At 67.0% G+C, this 16,501-nt stretch carries 12 protein-coding genes and 3 tRNA genes; 2 read left to right on the forward strand and 13 right to left on the reverse strand.

All coding sequences use genetic code 11. The features are described from left to right. Positions 1–18: 18 nt before the first annotated feature. From WS64_RS06000 to WS64_RS06010, 3 genes are all read right to left on the reverse strand, one after another. A complete protein-coding gene (locus tag WS64_RS06000; RefSeq protein ID WP_059638784.1) occupies positions 19–1,773 on the reverse strand; it encodes an AMP-binding protein in 1,755 nt (584 codons plus the stop codon). Positions 1,774–1,930: 157 nt separating this feature from the next. Then, positions 1,931–2,755, reverse strand: coding sequence for a TetR/AcrR family transcriptional regulator (locus WS64_RS06005; RefSeq protein WP_059638783.1), 825 nt, complete (start codon positions 2,753–2,755; stop codon positions 1,931–1,933). A 216-nt stretch (positions 2,756–2,971) separates the two neighbouring features. After that, entirely contained in the window at positions 2,972–4,192 is a 1,221-nt protein-coding gene (locus WS64_RS06010) for an MFS transporter (RefSeq protein ID WP_060965986.1), read from the reverse strand. A gap of 279 nt (positions 4,193–4,471) precedes the next feature. Between WS64_RS06010 and WS64_RS06015 the strand changes: the two genes are divergently transcribed. Further along, positions 4,472–5,014 (forward strand): GNAT family N-acetyltransferase, encoded by a 543-nt coding sequence (locus tag WS64_RS06015; protein WP_060965987.1) that lies wholly within the window; start codon positions 4,472–4,474, stop codon positions 5,012–5,014. A 195-nt stretch (positions 5,015–5,209) separates the two neighbouring features. Here the strand turns inward: WS64_RS06015 and WS64_RS06020 are convergent, their stop codons facing one another. The 10 genes from WS64_RS06020 to WS64_RS06060 all read right to left on the reverse strand — a co-directional run bounded on the left by WS64_RS06020 (position 5,210) and on the right by WS64_RS06060 (position 13,735). Then, a complete protein-coding gene (locus tag WS64_RS06020; RefSeq protein ID WP_060965988.1) occupies positions 5,210–6,148 on the reverse strand; it encodes a carbohydrate kinase family protein in 939 nt (312 codons plus the stop codon). 137 nt (positions 6,149–6,285) lie between these two features. Beyond that, positions 6,286–7,230, reverse strand: coding sequence for an ABC transporter substrate-binding protein (locus WS64_RS06025; RefSeq protein WP_059575703.1), 945 nt, complete (start codon positions 7,228–7,230; stop codon positions 6,286–6,288). 114 nt (positions 7,231–7,344) lie between these two features. Next, positions 7,345–8,382 (reverse strand): ABC transporter permease subunit, encoded by a 1,038-nt coding sequence (locus WS64_RS06030; protein ID WP_060965989.1) that lies wholly within the window; start codon positions 8,380–8,382, stop codon positions 7,345–7,347. A 40-nt stretch (positions 8,383–8,422) separates the two neighbouring features. Continuing rightward, positions 8,423–9,976, reverse strand: coding sequence for a sugar ABC transporter ATP-binding protein (locus WS64_RS06035; protein ID WP_059575699.1), 1,554 nt, complete (start codon positions 9,974–9,976; stop codon positions 8,423–8,425). Continuing rightward, on the reverse strand, positions 9,963–11,210 hold the full coding sequence (locus WS64_RS06040) for an ROK family protein (RefSeq protein ID WP_059638833.1): 1,248 nt from the start codon (positions 11,208–11,210) through the stop codon (positions 9,963–9,965). The genes WS64_RS06035 and WS64_RS06040 overlap by 14 nt, the downstream gene beginning before the upstream one ends. Before the next feature lie 336 nt (positions 11,211–11,546). Further along, a tRNA-Leu gene (locus WS64_RS06045) sits at positions 11,547–11,633 on the reverse strand. Positions 11,634–11,737: 104 nt separating this feature from the next. Beyond that, positions 11,738–12,727 carry an aliphatic sulfonate ABC transporter substrate-binding protein gene (locus WS64_RS06050; RefSeq protein ID WP_059638779.1) on the reverse strand — a complete coding sequence of 330 codons (990 nt, stop codon included), beginning with the start codon at positions 12,725–12,727 and terminating at the stop codon, positions 11,738–11,740. A gap of 187 nt (positions 12,728–12,914) precedes the next feature. Beyond that, a tRNA-Leu gene (locus tag WS64_RS06055) sits at positions 12,915–13,001 on the reverse strand. Between the two features lie 288 nt (positions 13,002–13,289). Further along, positions 13,290–13,415: a hypothetical protein gene (locus WS64_RS35480; RefSeq protein ID WP_279616263.1), complete on the reverse strand. Its 126-nt coding sequence runs from the start codon at positions 13,413–13,415 to the stop codon at positions 13,290–13,292. Positions 13,416–13,648: 233 nt separating this feature from the next. Continuing rightward, a tRNA-Leu gene (locus WS64_RS06060) sits at positions 13,649–13,735 on the reverse strand. Between the two features lie 249 nt (positions 13,736–13,984). Here WS64_RS06060 and rnr point away from each other — a divergent pair. Beyond that, positions 13,985–16,459, forward strand: a complete 2,475-nt coding sequence (gene rnr / locus WS64_RS06065; RefSeq protein ID WP_059584327.1) for a ribonuclease R — start codon at positions 13,985–13,987, stop codon at positions 16,457–16,459. Positions 16,460–16,501 lie beyond the last annotated feature (42 nt).

The raw sequence follows: 16,501 nt of genomic DNA on the forward strand, positions 1-16,501 counted from the left end.
CCCGGAGCGATGGATCGTTCAGCTCTGCTTCGCGGCATTGAGTTTGGCGAGTTCCTCGTCGCGCAGCGCGCGGCGCAGGATCTTGCCGACGTTCGTCTGCGGCAGTGCGTCGCGGAACTCGACAAACTTCGGCATCTTGTAGCCGGTCAGGTTCTTGCGGCAGTGGGCGAGCACGTCCTCGGTCGTCAGCGACGGGTCGCGGCGCACGACGAACACCTTGATCCGCTCGCCCTGTACCGCGTCCGGAATGCCGATCGCCGCGGCCTCGCTGATGCCGGGATGCATCACGAGCACTTCCTCGATCTCGTTCGGATACACGTTGAAGCCCGACACGAGGATCATGTCCTTCTTGCGGTCGATGAGGCGGATGAAGCCGCGCTCGTCCATCACGCCGATGTCGCCGGTGGCGAGCCAGCCGTCGGCATCCAGCACCTTGGCCGTCTCGTCGGGGCGCTGCCAGTAGCCGCGCATCACCTGCGGGCCGTGCACGCACAGCTCGCCGGGCTCGCCGATGGCGGCCCAGGTGCCGTCCTCGCGGCGAAAGCGCACGAGGGTCGACGGCGCGGGCAGGCCGATGGAACCGCTGAACGCGGCCATGTCGTTCAGGTCCACGGGGTTCATCGTGACGATCGGCGAGCATTCGGTGAGGCCGTAGCCTTCGACCACCGGCCGGCCCGTCACTTGCTGGAAGCGCTCCGCGACCGCGCGCTGCATCGCCATCCCGCCCGCCATCGCGAGCTTGAGCTTCGAGAAGTCGCGCTTGCGGAATTCCTCGTTGTCGAGGAACGCGTTGTACAGCGTGTTGATGCCGGTGATTCCCGTGAACGTCTCGTGGCGGATGATCTTCATCACCATCTTCATGTCGCGCGGGTTCGCGATCAGGATGTTGCGCCCGCCGAGCCCCATGAAGATGAACGCGTTCACCGTCAGCGAATAGATGTGATAGAGCGGCAGCGGCGTGAGCACGGTTTCGATCTCGCCCGACACCTGGTCGGCGATCCAGGCCTTCGCCTGCAGCAGGTTCGCGATCAGGTTGCCGTGCGTGAGCATCGCGCCTTTCGCGACGCCGGTCGTGCCGCCCGTGTACTGCAGGAACGCGAGATCGTCGCGCGTGGTCGGCACCGGCTGCGGCTTGCCGCGCGCGCCGAGCGCGAGGGCGGAGCGCAGCCGGATCGCCTGCGGCAGGTGGTAGGCCGGCACGAGCTTCTTCACGTGCTTCAGCACGAAATTGATCAGGCGTCCTTTCGCGTTGAAGCCGTCGGCGAGCAGGTCGCCGAGCGCGGTGACGACGATGTGCTTCACCTGCGTTTCGGGCAGCGCGTCCTGCAGCGTGCGCGCGAAGTTCTCGAACACGACGATCGTCTGCGCACCGCTGTCCTTCAACTGGTGCGCGAGCTCGCGCACGGTATAGAGCGGATTCACGTTGACGACGATCGCACCGGCCTTCAGCGCGCCGAACAGCGCGACCGGATACTGGAACGTGTTCGGCAGCATGATCGCGACGCGGTCGCCGGGCTTCACGCCGAGGCTTTGCAGATACGACGCGAACGCGTCGACCTTCCGCGCGAGCGTGCGGTAGGTCATCGACGCGCCGGCGCTCACGTAGGCGACGCGCTCGGCGAAGCGGGTCGTGCATTCGTCGAAGAACTGCACGAGCGACGCGTATTGCGTGACGTCGATCTCGTGCGGGACGCCGGGCGGGTACGACGCGTACCAGATGCCGTCGGTGTTCGGCGGAAGCTGGGCCGAGGTGGGTGCTGCGGAAGATGACATGACGTGTCTCCGGTCTTGGCTCTCGGCGAGGGCCGCGCGTCAGCGCGTGCCCATGCCCCGTGCTTCGCGGCCGGCCGGCGCGGGCGTCTCGACGCCGCGCCTGACCGCGCGTATCAATCAAATCGTGAACAGGCAGCCGCGCGTTGGCCTCGCGCGCTCAGTTCGTGGAATGCAGCGTGGCCGTCTCGGCGGTCGTCGCCGCGCACGACTGCGGCAGCCCGAACGCTTCGCTTGCGCCCGCGTCGTCGAGCACGGCCGCGAAGATCGACAGTTGCGCGCTGTCGGGCATCGGCGCCTTCAGCGCGGCGACGATCAGCGACGACAGCCGGGCGATCATCTGCACGTCGTTCATCGTGCGGCCTTGCGAGAATTCGTCGATCAGGCTTTCCGTTTCGGCGCCCGCGAGCGCGCCGGACAGCGCGCCGATCGCGAAGTGCAGCCGCCAGCCGAGCTCGGTGCGCGGCAGGTGCGGCAGCGCGCGCTGGAAGGCGTCGAAGAAGCGGCCCGCGACGCTCGCGTAGTGCGCGGTCAGGAAGTTGCGCACGAACGGCGAAGGGTCGGTGTATGCGCGGCCGATCAGCCGCAGGAACCCGGGCCCGCCGCGTTCGGGGTTGCGCGACGCCTTCAGCGCCGGAATGAACATCGCGCCGAGCACGTGCTCGCAGGTGATGTGCGCACCGAGCTGCGCGTCGAAGCGGTCGAGGATGCCGAGGCGTTCCTGGTTCAACTGATCGAGCCGGCGCGACAGCATCGCGTGGATCAGCGCTTCCTTGCTGCCGAAGTGGTAGTTGACCGCGGCGAGATTGACCGCCGCGCGCGACGTGATCTGCCGCATCGACATCGCCTCGAAGCCATGTTCGATGAACAGATCCTCGGCCGCATCGAGAATGCGGGCCTTCGTCCCGCCGGTCTGCCGCGTGCCGGATGACCGTGCCCCGGACGGCCGTCCCGAAGATGGCCGTGCCTCCTGACTTACTGCCATGTTCCGCCTCCCATGCCGGTTTCCCGGCCGCGAACAGGTGATTTTGATTGTTCGATTCAAACAGTCGTTTTTATTAAGATAAAAAAACGCGGGTGGAGGGGGCAAGCGCGGAATCTGGACCAATTCCTCTAGTTCGATGTGCAAGTGCGGAAAGCGCGGCATCCGCTCGCGGCCGGGCGGGGCGCGAGCGATGATGCGGTGCCGCAACGCGCGGGTTCACCCGACGGTGCTACGCGTATTGACCGATTGCGTCATGTCGATGCCGCGCCGTTCGCGGCTGAACAGGATCAGCACGGCGATCGCGACGGCGACGATGCCGGCCACGAGCGCGAGCGCAAAGCCGTAATTGTTGTCGTTCGATACGGCGAGCGACGCCTGCATCGTCGCGTTGCCCGACGCGAGCAGGTTGCCGAGCTGGTAGACGACGCCGGGGAAGGTCGCGCGGATTTCGTCGGGCGAGATCTCGTTCAGGTGAACCGGTATCACGCCCCACGCGCCCTGTACCGAGATCTGCATCAGGAACGCGCCGGCGGCGAGCGCGATCGCGCCGCTCGAGAACGCCCACAGCGGCAGCACGGGCAGCGCGATCAGCGCGGCGATGAAGATCGCGCGGCGCCGGCCGATCCGCTCCGAGATCGCGCCGAACGCCAGGCCGCCGACGATCGCGCCGACGTTCAGCACGATCGTGATCCACGACACGGTATGCGGATCGAAGTGATGCTGTTCGCGCAGGAAGGTCGGATAGAGATCCTGCGTGCCGTGCGAGAAGAAGTTGAATGCGGTCATCAGCACGATCGCGTAGAGCGTGAGTTTCCAGTTCTGCTTCAGCGTGGCGCCGAGGCTCGGGCGCGCTCGCTTCTCCATCTGTTTCCACGCCGGCGATTCGGGCACGTGCGCACGCACGTACAGCACGAGCAGCGCGGGCAGCACGCCGACCATGAACATCCCGCGCCAGCCGATGTATTGGTAGAACAGGCCGAACACGACCGACGCGAGCAGATAGCCGCTCGGATAGCCGGCCTGCAGCAGCCCGGACACGACGCCGCGCGCGTGGGTCGGCACGGTTTCCATGGTCAGTGCGGACCCGACGCCCCATTCGCCGCCCATCGCGATGCCGAACAGCGCGCGCAGCACGAGCAGCGCGGTCAGGCTCGGCGCGAAACCCGACGCAAGTTCGAGCAGCGAATAGCACGCGATGTTGACCATCAGCGTCGGGCGGCGACCGAAGCGATCGGCGAGCCGGCCGAAGATCAGCGCGCCGAGCGGGCGCATCGCGAGCGTGAGCGTGAGCGCGAACGCGACGGCGGGGATCGTCGACGCGAATTCAGCGGCAATGTCCTTCAGCACGAAAACCATCAGGAAAAAATCGAACGCATCGAGCGTCCAGCCAAGGTAGGCGGCGATCGTGACGTTGCGTTGCTCGCGGGTCCAGCTCATGTCCGGGTCTCCTCGTTGGCTTGCGCGCTCGCGACAGGCATGCGGATGCCGGCCCGCTCGCGCGCGGTGCGGGCGCACTGATCGAGTGTAGGCTTGTGCACCGCGCGACGTGGGGCGCGATACGCCCGAATCGGGAATAATCCCTACGAAATGCACTGTTTCGGAAACGGAAACGGCACCGAGCGAGGCACGCGACAGGTGCCTGTATCATTCCGGAAGGCTTTTTGTATCAGTTCTGTAATGCATTCGATGCGCATCGTCACCGAATCAGGAGTCCGGATGAACGACCATTCCGCCGCCCCGTTGCCCGTGCTCGAAACCGCGCGGCTGTGGCTGCGTCCACGTGTGCTGGCCGATCTCGATGCATGCCTCGAGATGGATCGCGATCCCGAGGTCACGCGGCATATCGCGGGCCCGTGGCACGACCCCGTCGAGCATCGCCGCTTCGTCACGCACCGGATCACGCGCGATTATCCGCCGGGCCTCGGTTACTGGTCGATCTTCGAGAAGGCCGCGCCCGAGGTGTTCGTCGGCTGGATCCTGCTGATTCCCGACTACAAGGACGGCTCGCGCGACGTCGAGATCGGCTGGCGGCTCGTGCGGGCGACGTGGGGGCGCGGCATCGCGAGCGAAGCCGCGGCGGCCGTCGTGCGGCACGCGTTCGACACCTTGCGCCTGCCGCGCGTGATCGCCGATATCGCGGAGGCCAACGGCGGCTCGCTGAACGTGGCGCGCAAGCTCGGCATGCGGCGTGTGAGCGTCGTGCACGACGGCATTCCTTACATTCGTCATCGCCTCGAACGCGACGATTTGCGCGCGTAGCGCGGCGTCGCGCACGTGGCGGATGTCGGAGATCGTCAACCGGATGAGTATCGCGGTCGTGATGGATCAACGGCTCGCGCGATCACGCGTAAGGCGCTGACGGGGCTCGAGGACGATCCGCCCCGACGCCGACTCGCCGCAGCCCGATCATTTCGCGGCGCTCGACGCACCGCCCGCGCCGCGCGTCGGCGCCGTCTATTGCGAAAGCGCGGCGCCGGCGCCGGTGCGCTCGATCATGCCGGCCACTTCCGCGGCCGTCGGCGCATAGGCGCCCGCATGCTCGCAGACGACGGCCGCGCAAGCGGCCGCGTAGCGCAGATGCTCGGCTGCCGACGCGTCGGGCCGGGTGAGCTGGCTCGCGAGCCAGCCGCCGATGCTCGCGTCGCCACAGCCGACCGTGTCGGCGACCTCGGTCGGGAACGCGGGCTGGAACAGCACGGTATCGCGATGCAGCAGTTGCATGCCGGCTGCGCCGCGCGTGACGAGCATCGTCGCGTCGGGCGCCCATGCACGCAGTTGCGCGAGCGCGGCCGCTTCGTCGAGTTCGGGAAAGAGCCCGCTCAGGTCCTCGTCGGATACCTTGATCCAGTCGGCGAGCGCGCTCAGCCGGCGCAGCGTGTCGCGGTACGACGGCGCGGCCATCGGCGCGCGGAAGTTCGGATCGAACGAGATCCGCTTGCCGGCCGCCCGCGCGGCCTGCGCGAGTTCGATCAGGCGCGACGCGAGCGGCTCGCGCACGACGCCGAGCGAGCCGACGTGCACGATGTCGGCCGCGTCGAAGGCGCCGGCCGGCAAGTCGGCCGGATCGAACGCGAGATCGGCGCTGTTTTCGCCGATGAAGAAATAGTGGGGCGGCTGCTTCGACACGACCATCGCGAGCAGCGGTGCGCGGTCGACCTGCCGGATGAAGCGCATGTCGAGCCCCGCGTCGGCGCTCTTGCGCATCAGCTCGTCGCCGAAGGTATCGCGGCTGACCGTGCCGGCAAAGGCGGTCGGCGCGCCGAGCCGCGCGCCGACGCGCGCGACGTTCCAGCACGAGCCGCCGGCGATGCTGCGCCAGTGCTGCGCGTCGTCGCGGATGAAGTCGGTCAGCGCTTCGCCGAACACGATCAGGCGGGGAAACGTCGTCGTCATGGGGAAACCTTGTGCCGCGGCATCGCACGCGGCCGTACAGCGGTTGATCTGAACAGGCGGGCAGTGCCGGCCGTCGCGCGCGCAGACGCGGCCCGGCACCGCCCGGCCTCGCGGGCGGGCGGGCGCGGGCGCCGCGATCAGCGCGGGGAGCTCCAGCCCTTGTAGGTCTTCACGTTGTCGCGCGTCACGAGCGTCGGCTCGATCAGGATCATCGGATTGGCCGGCTTCTGGCCGTTCATGATCCCGTAGCCGACGTTGACGGCCTGCTGCGCCATCGCCCACGGATCCTGGCTCGACGACGCCTGCACGAGCGTGTTCGACTTCAGCGCCACCTCGATGTCGGGTGCGCCGTCGACCGACGTGATCACGATGTTCGGGCGGTTCAGCTGCTTCGCCGCGAGGTCGGTGCCGATCGCCTGCGGGTCGTTGATCGTGAATACGCCGTCGAGCTTCGGAAAGCGCGTCAGGTAGCCCTGCATCGCATTCATCCCGCCTTCGCGCGAGCCCTTGCCGTCCTGGTCGCTCGACAGCAGCTTGATGCCCGGGTTCTTCGCGAGTACGGTCTTGCAGCCGTTCACGCGGTCGATCACGGCCGACACCTGCGGGCCGTTCTCGATGATCACGTTGCCCTTGCCGTTCAGCTTCTTCGCGAGGTAGTCGCACGCGAGTTCGCCGGCCTTCACGTTGTTGGTCTGCACGGTCGCGTTCGCGCCGGCCGCCGCGACGTCCACCGCGACGACCGTGATGCCGGCCGCCTGCGCCTTCTTCACCGCCGGCTCGATCGCCTTCGGGTCGGTCGCGTTGAGCAGGATCATGTCGACGTGCGCGGAGATGAAGTTGTCGATCTGCGTGAACTGCTTGTTCAGGTCGTAGTCGGCCGATACGGCCGTGACTTTCGCATTCGGGTTGAGCTGCTTCGCGCGTGCTTCGGCGCCTTTCACGATCGTGACGAAGTACGGATTGCCGAGCGACCCGACCGTGACGCCGATCGATTTCAGCGGCTTGTCGGCTGCCTGGGCGGCGGTGGCGCCGAAGGCGAGTGCGCAGGCGACGGCGGTCAGGGCGGCGGTGTGCTTGAACATGTCGTTGTGTCTCCGAGAGGTCTGTTGGCGAACGGGCGCAGGAGGACCTGCCTGCGCGCCGATGGTTGAACGATAACGAATGCGCGACAAGAAATGCGCGGTGAGGCAAGCGTGTCAGGTACGGGCCGAGTCGCGCTGGCGATAGCGGTCGAGCGCGACCGCGCCGATGATCACCAGCCCCTTGATGATGTACTGCCAGATGTCGGACACGCCGAGCAGCACGAGGCCGTTGGTCAGTACCGCGATGATCAGCGCGCCGATCAGCGTGCCGACGATCGAACCGACGCCGCCGACGAAGCTCGTGCCGCCGAGGATCACCGCGGCGATCGCATCGAGCTCGTACGACTGGCCGAGCTGCAGGCCGTTGGCCGCATACAGGCGCGCGGCCGACATCACCGCACCGAGGCCGGCGAGCAGGCCCGACGCCGCATACACGAACATCTGGATCGCCCGCACGTTGATGCCCGACAGGCGCGCGGCTTCCGGGTTGCCGCCGACCGAATAGATGCGCATCCCGAGCACCGTGCGGCGCAGGATGAACCACGAGATCGCGATCACCGCGCACGCGATCACGACGAGCCACGGCACGCCGAGGATCGAGCCGTTGCCGATGAACGCGAACGGCAGTTGCGGGTTGAACACGGTCGTGTCGTTGCCGATCAGGCGCGCGACGCCGCGTACGGCCGTCATCGCGCCGAGCGTGACGATGAACGGCGGCAGGCGCAGGAACGAGATCAGCCCGCCGTTGATCGCGCCGAACACGAGGCCGACGGCGAGCGCGAACGGCACGCCGAGCCAGCCCCAGCCGGGAATGGTCGACGCGATGAGCGCCGCGACGGCCGCGGCGGCGAGCACCGAGCCGACCGACAGGTCGATGCCGCCCGTCAGGATCACGAACGTCATGCCGGCGGCGAGCACGATGTTGATCGACGCCTGCTGCGTGACGATCGACAGGTTCTGCAACGTGAAGAAGCCGTCGGTCAGGAAGCCGAAGCCGACGCACAGGACCAGCAGCACCGGCAGCATGCCGGCCGTGCGGATCAGCGATTGCATGCGGGCGCGATGATCGGCGCCGCGCATCAGGGGCGTGCGGTTGGCGACCGGTTGGGCGGTCGCGGAAGCGAGGTTCCGCTGCTTGGTCGGGTTGATCATTTCGGTAGCCTGAAGGTAAGAGTGAAATGAAAAGGGCGGCTCAGTGCGCGTCGGCCAGTTCGGCCTGCGAGCCGGTGGCGAGCGCGATGATCGCTTCCTGCGTGATCGGCGTATGCGTGTGTCCGCCGAGTTCGCCCGCGATCTCGCCTTCGCGCATCACGAGCACGCGATCGGCGACGCCGATGATTTCCGGCAGCTCGCTGGAGATCACGATCACGCCCACGCCAGCGCGGGCCAGTTCGTTGATGATCCGGTAGATCTCGGATTTCGCGCCGATGTCCACGCCGCGTGTCGGTTCGTCGAGGATCAGCACGCGCGGCTTCGTCTCGAGCAGGCGCGACAGCAGCACTTTCTGCTGGTTGCCGCCCGACAGCGCGCCGACGTTGACGTTCGCGTGCGGGACGCGGATCGACAGCGATGCGATGGCGTCGCGCGCACGTTCGGCGCCGCGCGCGAGGTCGAGCGCGCCGAGCCGGGCATCGCGGTTGCACACCGAGATGTTGATGTTGTCGCGCACGCTCATGTCGAGGAACAGGCCCTGGCGCTTGCGGTCTTCCGTCAGGTAGACGAGGCCCGCGTCGATCGCGTCGCGCGGCGAATGCGCGCCGAACGTGCGCTCGCCGAGCTTCACGTCGCCGCGCACGCGCGGCTCGGCCCCGAAGATCAGCCGCGCGAGCTCGGTGCGGCCCGCGCCGACGAGCCCCGCGATGCCGAGCACCTCGCCTGCGTGCAGATCGAGGCTGCAGCCGCGCACGCGCGCGCCGTCGGCGATGTCGCGGACCGACAGCAGCAGATGGCCGGGGTCGTACGGTGCGTGTTCCTTCTTGTAGAAACCGGAGATGTCGCGGCCGACCATCATCCCGACGAGCCGGTCGGCCGACAGCGCCTCGCGCTCCAGCGTGCCGACGTACGTGCCGTCGCGCAGCACCGACACGCGATCGGACAGCTCGTAGATCTCCGCCATCCGGTGGCTGATGTAGATGATCGCGAGACCTTCCTCGCGCAACTGGCGGATCAGTCGGAACAGGTGTTCGGTTTCGCGCGACGACAGCGGCGTGGTCGGCTCGTCCATCACGAGGATCCGGGCGCGGGTGTGCACGGCGCGCGCGATTTCGACGAGCTGCTGTTCGGCGATCGACAGCGTGTCGACGAGCGTGTCGGGCCCGAACGGGGCGCCCAGACGCGCGAGCACGTCCTGGCAGCCGCGCGCCATCGCCGCGCGGTCGATCGTGCCCCAGCGCCGGTTGCCGCGGCGCAGTTCGCGGCCGACGTAGATGTTTTCCGCGACGGTCAGGTTCGGCGACAGGCACAGCTCCTGGTAGATCACCGCGACGCCGGCATCGCGCGCGGCGAGCGGGCCGTCGATGTCGATGCGTTCGCCGTCGATCAGGATCTCGCCGCCGGCGTCGGCGCGGTATGCGCCCGACAGGATCTTCATCAGCGTCGACTTGCCTGCGCCGTTCTCGCCCATCAGCGAATGGATCTCGCCCGGATAGACGGTCAGGCTGACGTTGTCGAGCGCGCGTACGGCCGGGAACGTCTTGCTGATCCCGCGCATTTCGAGCAGCGGACGGGGCGACTCAGAACGCGACATGGTGGACCTCCTGCGAATCGGTGCGGGCGCCCTTGAGGATGCCGGCCCGCGGGGAGAAGTTGAAAAACATCGGCAGCGTGGCGGCGCCGATCGCGCCGGCGTCGGCGCCGAACGTGCCGCGTACGAGCACCGGCGTGCCGCGCGCCTCGGGCGCGGTGGCCACGAGCGCCGCGCGCAGGCGGGTCGTGACCGCGTCGAGCAGGCCCGCGTCGGTGTCGGCGTCGAGCACGACCACCGGCGCGTCGATCACGCACAGCACCGCGCGCAACGCCGGCGCGAGCGCGTCGACGCAGTCGTCGATCCATTCGTCGACGGCCGGCAGGCCGCGGGCGATGCATGCTTCGAGATCGGCGCGGTTCTCGACCGTCTCGCCGTGATGGCGCAGGTGGCGCACGAGCGCATGCAGCGATGCGCGTGCGAGCAGGATGTCCCACGGGCCGCGCGGCGGCGGCGCGGAGGCCAGCCGGCTCGGCGGCACGGGAATCACCGCGATGTCGCCCGCGTTGCCGGTCACGCCGCGCAGGCAGTCGCCGTCGATCGCGATGCCGCCGCCGATCGCCGGCCCGATGAACAGGTAGACGAAGTCGTCGCACTGGCGGCCGTATCCGTAGAACAGTTCGGCGATCGCGGCCGCGTTGCCGTCGTTTTCGCCGAACACGGGCAGCGACAGCGTGCGGCCGAGGTCGGCCGCGAAATCGACGTCTTCCCAGGCGTGAAACGTGTCGGGCGCGAGACCGAGCTCGCGCATCCACGCGCCGAGGTTGTACGGCTGCGCGACGCCGACGCCGGTCAGGCGCGCGCGTTCATGGTCGGGGAGCAGGGCCTGCATCGCGTCGATGTCGCGACGCACGATTTCGAGCACGTCGGCGGGCGGGGGCAGCAGCGTGTCGTGCGAGCGGCGGCCGAGCACGTCGCCGGCGAAGTTGACGAGCGCCGTCTCGATGCGCATGCGGTCGAGATGGACGCCAATGCCGAACGCGCCGCGCGGATCGAGACGGATCAGCGAAGCGGGTTGGCCGCGCTGGCCTTCGGTGCGGCCGGCGAACTGGATCAGCTTCGCGTCGGCGAGCGATGCGATGATGCTGCCGACCGCCGTACCCGTCATGCTCGCGAGACGGGCGAGATCGGCCTTCGATGCGCTGCCCGCGCGGCGCAGCGTCTTCAGCAGCAGGCGCTCGTTGTAACGGCGCACGTTGGCCGAATTGCTTCCCTGGCCGAAGTGCGGGCTTCTCATGGCGTCTCCTTCCATGGCGCGCCGTGCGGCGGCGCATTAAATAAATCACGTTGATTTATTTAACCGTGTGAGCGGCGACCTGTCAGCCTAGGGAAATCCCGGTTGCGGCCGGGAAGGCGCGCCGGGCAGGGCACACGCGGCTCGCCGTGGGCCCGGAATTTCGGATTTGTCGGATGAATTTGCGGCTGGGTGCGCATCGCGATTGCCGCTCGGGCCTGCATGCGACAGGCTTGCAGGCGCAGCCTTTCGAGGCCTCGCGCAAAGCGCGCAGGCGCTTTGCTTCCTGGGCTTGAAATGAAAAAAGGCCGGCTAGAAGCCGACCTTTTCGAAAACAGATGGTGCCCAGGAGAGGACTCGAACCTCCACGATGTTGCCACCGCTAGGACCTGAACCTAGTGCGTCTACCAATTCCGCCACCTGGGCACGTTTCGCTTGCTGCGATGCGAAAGACCGAAATTATAGCGTGCTGATTGAGCCTGTCAACATAATTTCATTCGGGACGATAAAAATAATGCGCCACGAGCCCGTCACGCGCCGACCGGTTCCGCACGCTTCGCGGCGAAATTCCAGCGCTGCGCCTGGCTCGTATCGACGCGGGCGGGTAGCAGTCCAGCCGCCAGGAACGTATCGGCGATCTTCTGCTGTTCGCCGAAGTTTTGCGTGGTCACCGCGCGGACGAGGTAGCTGCGTCGCGCATTCGCCCGCGCGATCGTCGCGGCATCGAGCCCCCAGATCGGTGCGAGCGTGTTCGCGGCCTCCTGCGGATGGTCGCGCAGCCACGCGCCGGCCACCGACAGTTGGTCGAACAGAATCTGGACGACGTCGGGGCGCGCGGCGGCAAAGCTGCTCGATGCGAGGTAATAGCGCTGGTACGACGCGAGTCCGTTGCCGTCGGCCAGGATCCGTACGTCGGGATTCCGGTCGACCGACGCGACATAGGGGTCCCACGTGATCCATGCGTCCACGCTGCCGCGCTCGAACGCGGCGCGGCCGTCCGCGGGCGTCAGGTAATGGATCGCTACCTCGGCGGGCGCGAGCTTCGCGCGTGCGAGCGCGGCAAGCAGCAGGTAGTGGCTGCCGGCCGCCTTGGTGACCGCGATACGCCGGCCCTTGAGATCGGCGAGCGTGCGCAGCGCGCTGTCCTGCTTGACGACGATCGCCTGCGCTTTCGGCGAAGGCGCCTCCTGCGCGACGTACACGAAACGCGCATGCGCGGCCTGTGCGAAGACCGGGACCGTATCGGCCACATCGGCACTGAAGTCGACGGCGCCGACGTTGAGCGCTTCGGTCAGCGGCAATCCGCTCGCGAATTCATGCCATGACACGCGCAGGCCGATCGGCGTCAGCGCCTGCTCGAGCGTGCCGCGCGTGTTGAGCAGCGTGATCAGCGTCGACGACTTCTGGTAGCCGATGCGCAATGTGCCCGGCGCATTCTCGGCGTGCGCGCGGACGCCGGCGGCAGCGAGGCCTGCGGCCAGCATTGCGCGTGCGAATGCGCGGCGGTTCATCGACGTCATGAGGGGTGCTCCTCGTTGGATGCGTTGAAAGCGAGGCGGCTAACGTAACAACGGAGAGGGTGATTGATAACCGATAAATTCTGCTATCGATCGGAGCGGCCGACATAAGGGCCGAAGACAGGCGCTTTGCTTCCTGGGCTTGAAATGAAAAAGGCCGGCTTAGAAGCCGACCTTTTTAAAAAACAGATGGTGCCCAGGAGAGGACTCGAACCTCCACGATGTTGCCACCGCTAGGACCTGAACCTAGTGCGTCTACCAATTCCGCCACCTGGGCACGTTTCGCTTGCTGCGATGCGAAAGACCGAAATTATAGCTGGTCCCGAGAGGCTGTCAACACAATTTCATCGGAGCCCCCAAAATATTCGCTCGCGCGCGATCGCCCGCTCGCACCTCGACGAATCGGAAGCGCCCAGTTGCGGCGAGGTTCCGGTCTCGTGGTTCCGTATCGACGCGAGCCGGCCCCGCGGTCCGTGGTCAGGACCGGCAATTCGGACCACGAACTATCGCATGTCACGCTGCAGGTGATTCGTGTTGCGGGGATGTCGCTGCCGGCCGCGGCCCTCTAGAACAACTGCGACAACTGCGAGTTCAGGATCCAGAACGACGATCGCTTTTCCCGTGCACTCCACTGGATCTTCGCGGTCGTGATCCCGTGCACGATGGTGGCCGGATGCTCGCTGCTCTTCATTACCAGCCGGATGTCTGGCGTTTCGTGTCGACACGCAACGGGTTGCTCGCGTGCCGCCTGAGCCGATGAAAGGGAGGGCTGGCGCGCGACTGCGTACGGTACGGCCGGCGGCGTCCGCCGGGCAAACGAAAAAAGGTCGGCTTTCTCTGACCTTTTTGAAAGCCGGAAGCACTTTGCTTCTTGGGCTGGAAATGAAAAAAGGCCGGCTAGAAGCCGACCTTTTTAAAAACAGATGGTGCCCAGGAGAGGACTCGAACCTCCACGATGTTGCCACCGCTAGGACCTGAACCTAGTGCGTCTACCAATTCCGCCACCTGGGCACGTTTTGCAGTAGCTGCTTGCTGCAAAGAAGCGAAATTATAGCGCCCCAATTATCCCTGTCAACACTTTTTTGCGATGCATCGCAAACCGGCCGCCGCCGCGCCTGCGCGCGGCATTCCCGACATTTGGCGACACGGGCGGGTGATAGAATGACCCGCCGCCGTCAATATAGAACTGTCAGACGGACACCTCTATGTTGATGCCGTGCACCATCAGTCAACGCAACGAGAACAATCATCGACAAACCCTTGAGCAAATATCCGTACCCCATTCCGAGCCGTGAAGAAATTCTCGGCGTGCTGCGTACGAGCGACGCGCCGCTAGCCGCCAACGACATCGCCGAAGCCCTGTCGATCAAGCGTCAGGAGCGCGAGGGGTTCTTCCGGCGGGTCGCCGCGATGGAGCGCGATGGCCAGATCCGCCTCGACAAGCGCGGCCACTACCAGTTGACCCATCCGTCGAATTTCGTCGCGGGGCGTGTGCAGGGCCATCGCGACGGCTACGGGTTCGTGATCCGCGACGACGGCCAGGACGACCTGTTCCTCCCGAACGGCGAAATGCAGAAGGTGATGCACAACGATCGCGTCCTCGCGCGGATCGTCGGCTACGATCGCCGCGGCCGCCCGGAAGGGCATGTCGTCGAAGTCACCGAGCGCGCGAACAAGCGCGTGATCGGCCGCCTGCTGAACGAGAACGGTGCGCTGATCGTCGCGCCGGAAGACAAGCGTATCGGCCACGACATCCTGATCACGCAGAACGTGAAGAAGGCGAAGGTCGGGCAGGTCGTCGTCGTCGAGCTGACCGATTTCCCGAGCCGCCATTCGCAGCCGCTCGGCCGTGTCGTCGAGGTGCTCGGCGATATCGACGATCCGGGCATGGAAATCGAGATCGCGGTGCGCAAGTACGGCGTGCCGCACGAATTCAGCCAGCCGGCGCTCGACGAAGCCGCCGCGCTGCCCGACAAGGTGCGTCCGGCCGACCTGCGTTTCCGCGTCGACTTGCGCGACGTGCCGCTCGTGACGATCGACGGCGAGGATGCGCGCGACTTCGACGATGCCGTCTATTGCGAGCCGGTCAAGGTCGGTCGCGGCGACGGCTATCGGCTGATCGTCGCGATCGCCGACGTGTCGCACTACGTGCAGCCGGGCAGCGGCCTCGATGCCGACGCGCTCGAGCGCAGCACGTCGGTCTACTTCCCGCGCCGCGTGATCCCGATGCTGCCGGAGAAGCTGTCGAACGGCCTCTGTTCGCTGAACCCGCAGGTCGACCGCTGCGTGCTCGCATGCGACATGGTGATCACCGCGCGCGGCGAGATCAAGGCATACCAGTTTTATCCGGCCGTGATCCATTCGGCGGCGCGCCTCACGTACACCGAAGTCGCCGCCGTGCTGTCGAACACGAAGGGGCCGGAAGCCGCGCGCCGCGCGGATCTGCTGCCGCACCTGCAGGATCTGTACGGCGTCTACAAGTCGCTGTTCGCCGCACGTCAGAAGCGCGGCGCGATCGATTTCGACACGACCGAGACCTACATCGTCTGCAACTCGCAAGGCAAGATCGAGCAGATCGTGCCGCGCCAGCGCAACGACGCGCACAAGCTGATCGAGGAATGCATGTTGGCCGCGAACGTCTGCGCGGCCGATTTCCTGAAGCGCAACAAGCATCCGGGCCTGTACCGCGTGCACGCGGGGCCGACGCCGGAGAAGCTCGAGAACCTGCGTGCGTTCCTGCGCGGCATGGGCCTGTCGCTCGGCGGCGGCGACAAGCCGCACGCGAGCGACTACGCGGCGCTGATGGCGCAGATCCGCGACCGGCCGGACGCGCAGATGCTGCAGCCGATGCTGCTGCGCTCGATGCAGCAGGCCGTCTACAGCCCGGACAACATCGGCCACTTCGGTCTCGCATACGAGGCGTACGCGCACTTCACGAGCCCGATCCGCCGCTACCCGGACCTGCTCACGCATCGCGCGATCTACGCGATCCTGTCCGGCAAGAAGTACGTGCCGAAGGCGCCGGAAGGCTTCGAGCTGAACACCGCGCTGTCGCCGCGCGCCCGCGCGATGCAGCAGGCCGACGACGAGGCGCGCGGCCGCTCGCGTTCGAACACGGCGATCTGGGAGGAGCTCGGCCTGCACTGCTCGGCGAACGAGCGCCGTGCGGACGAGGCGTCGCGCGACGTCGAGGCGTGGCTCAAGTGCTACTTCATGCGCGACAAGCTCGGCGAGGAGTATGGCGGGATGGTGAACGGCGTGACGTCGTTCGGCATCTTCGTGCAGCTCGACACGCTGTTCATCGAAGGGCTCGTGCACGTGACGGAGCTCGGCTCCGACTACTTCCAGTACGACGAGATCAAGAACGAGCTGCGCGGCGAACGCACGGGTATCCGTTATCGCCTGTCGGACCGCGTGCGCGTGCAGGTGAGCCGCGTCGATCTCGACGCGCGCAAGATCGATTTCCGCCTCGTGCGCGATACGCCGGTGAAGGCGCCGCGTCCGTCGCCCGCACCGGCTGCCGGCGTCGATCGCAACGGCAGCGGCCCGCGCGTGCGTGCACTGCCGCCGGTGGAGGACACCGTGCCGCGTGGCAAGAAGGCCGCGAGCGCGCCGAGCGTCGCGGTGAAGGAAGCGCGCGCCGCACGTGGCGCCGCGAAGAAGAAGGGCGGCGGTGGCGGCGGCGCGCCGGCGAAGCCGACCGCGAAGAAGGCCCGCGCCCGCAAGAAGTACTGAGCGTTCGGGGCGGCGTGTGCGCACGCCCTGCAGTATCGAGAG

This window comes from Burkholderia anthina (genome assembly GCF_001547525.1).
Taxonomy (GTDB): Bacteria; Pseudomonadota; Gammaproteobacteria; order Burkholderiales; family Burkholderiaceae; genus Burkholderia; species Burkholderia semiarida.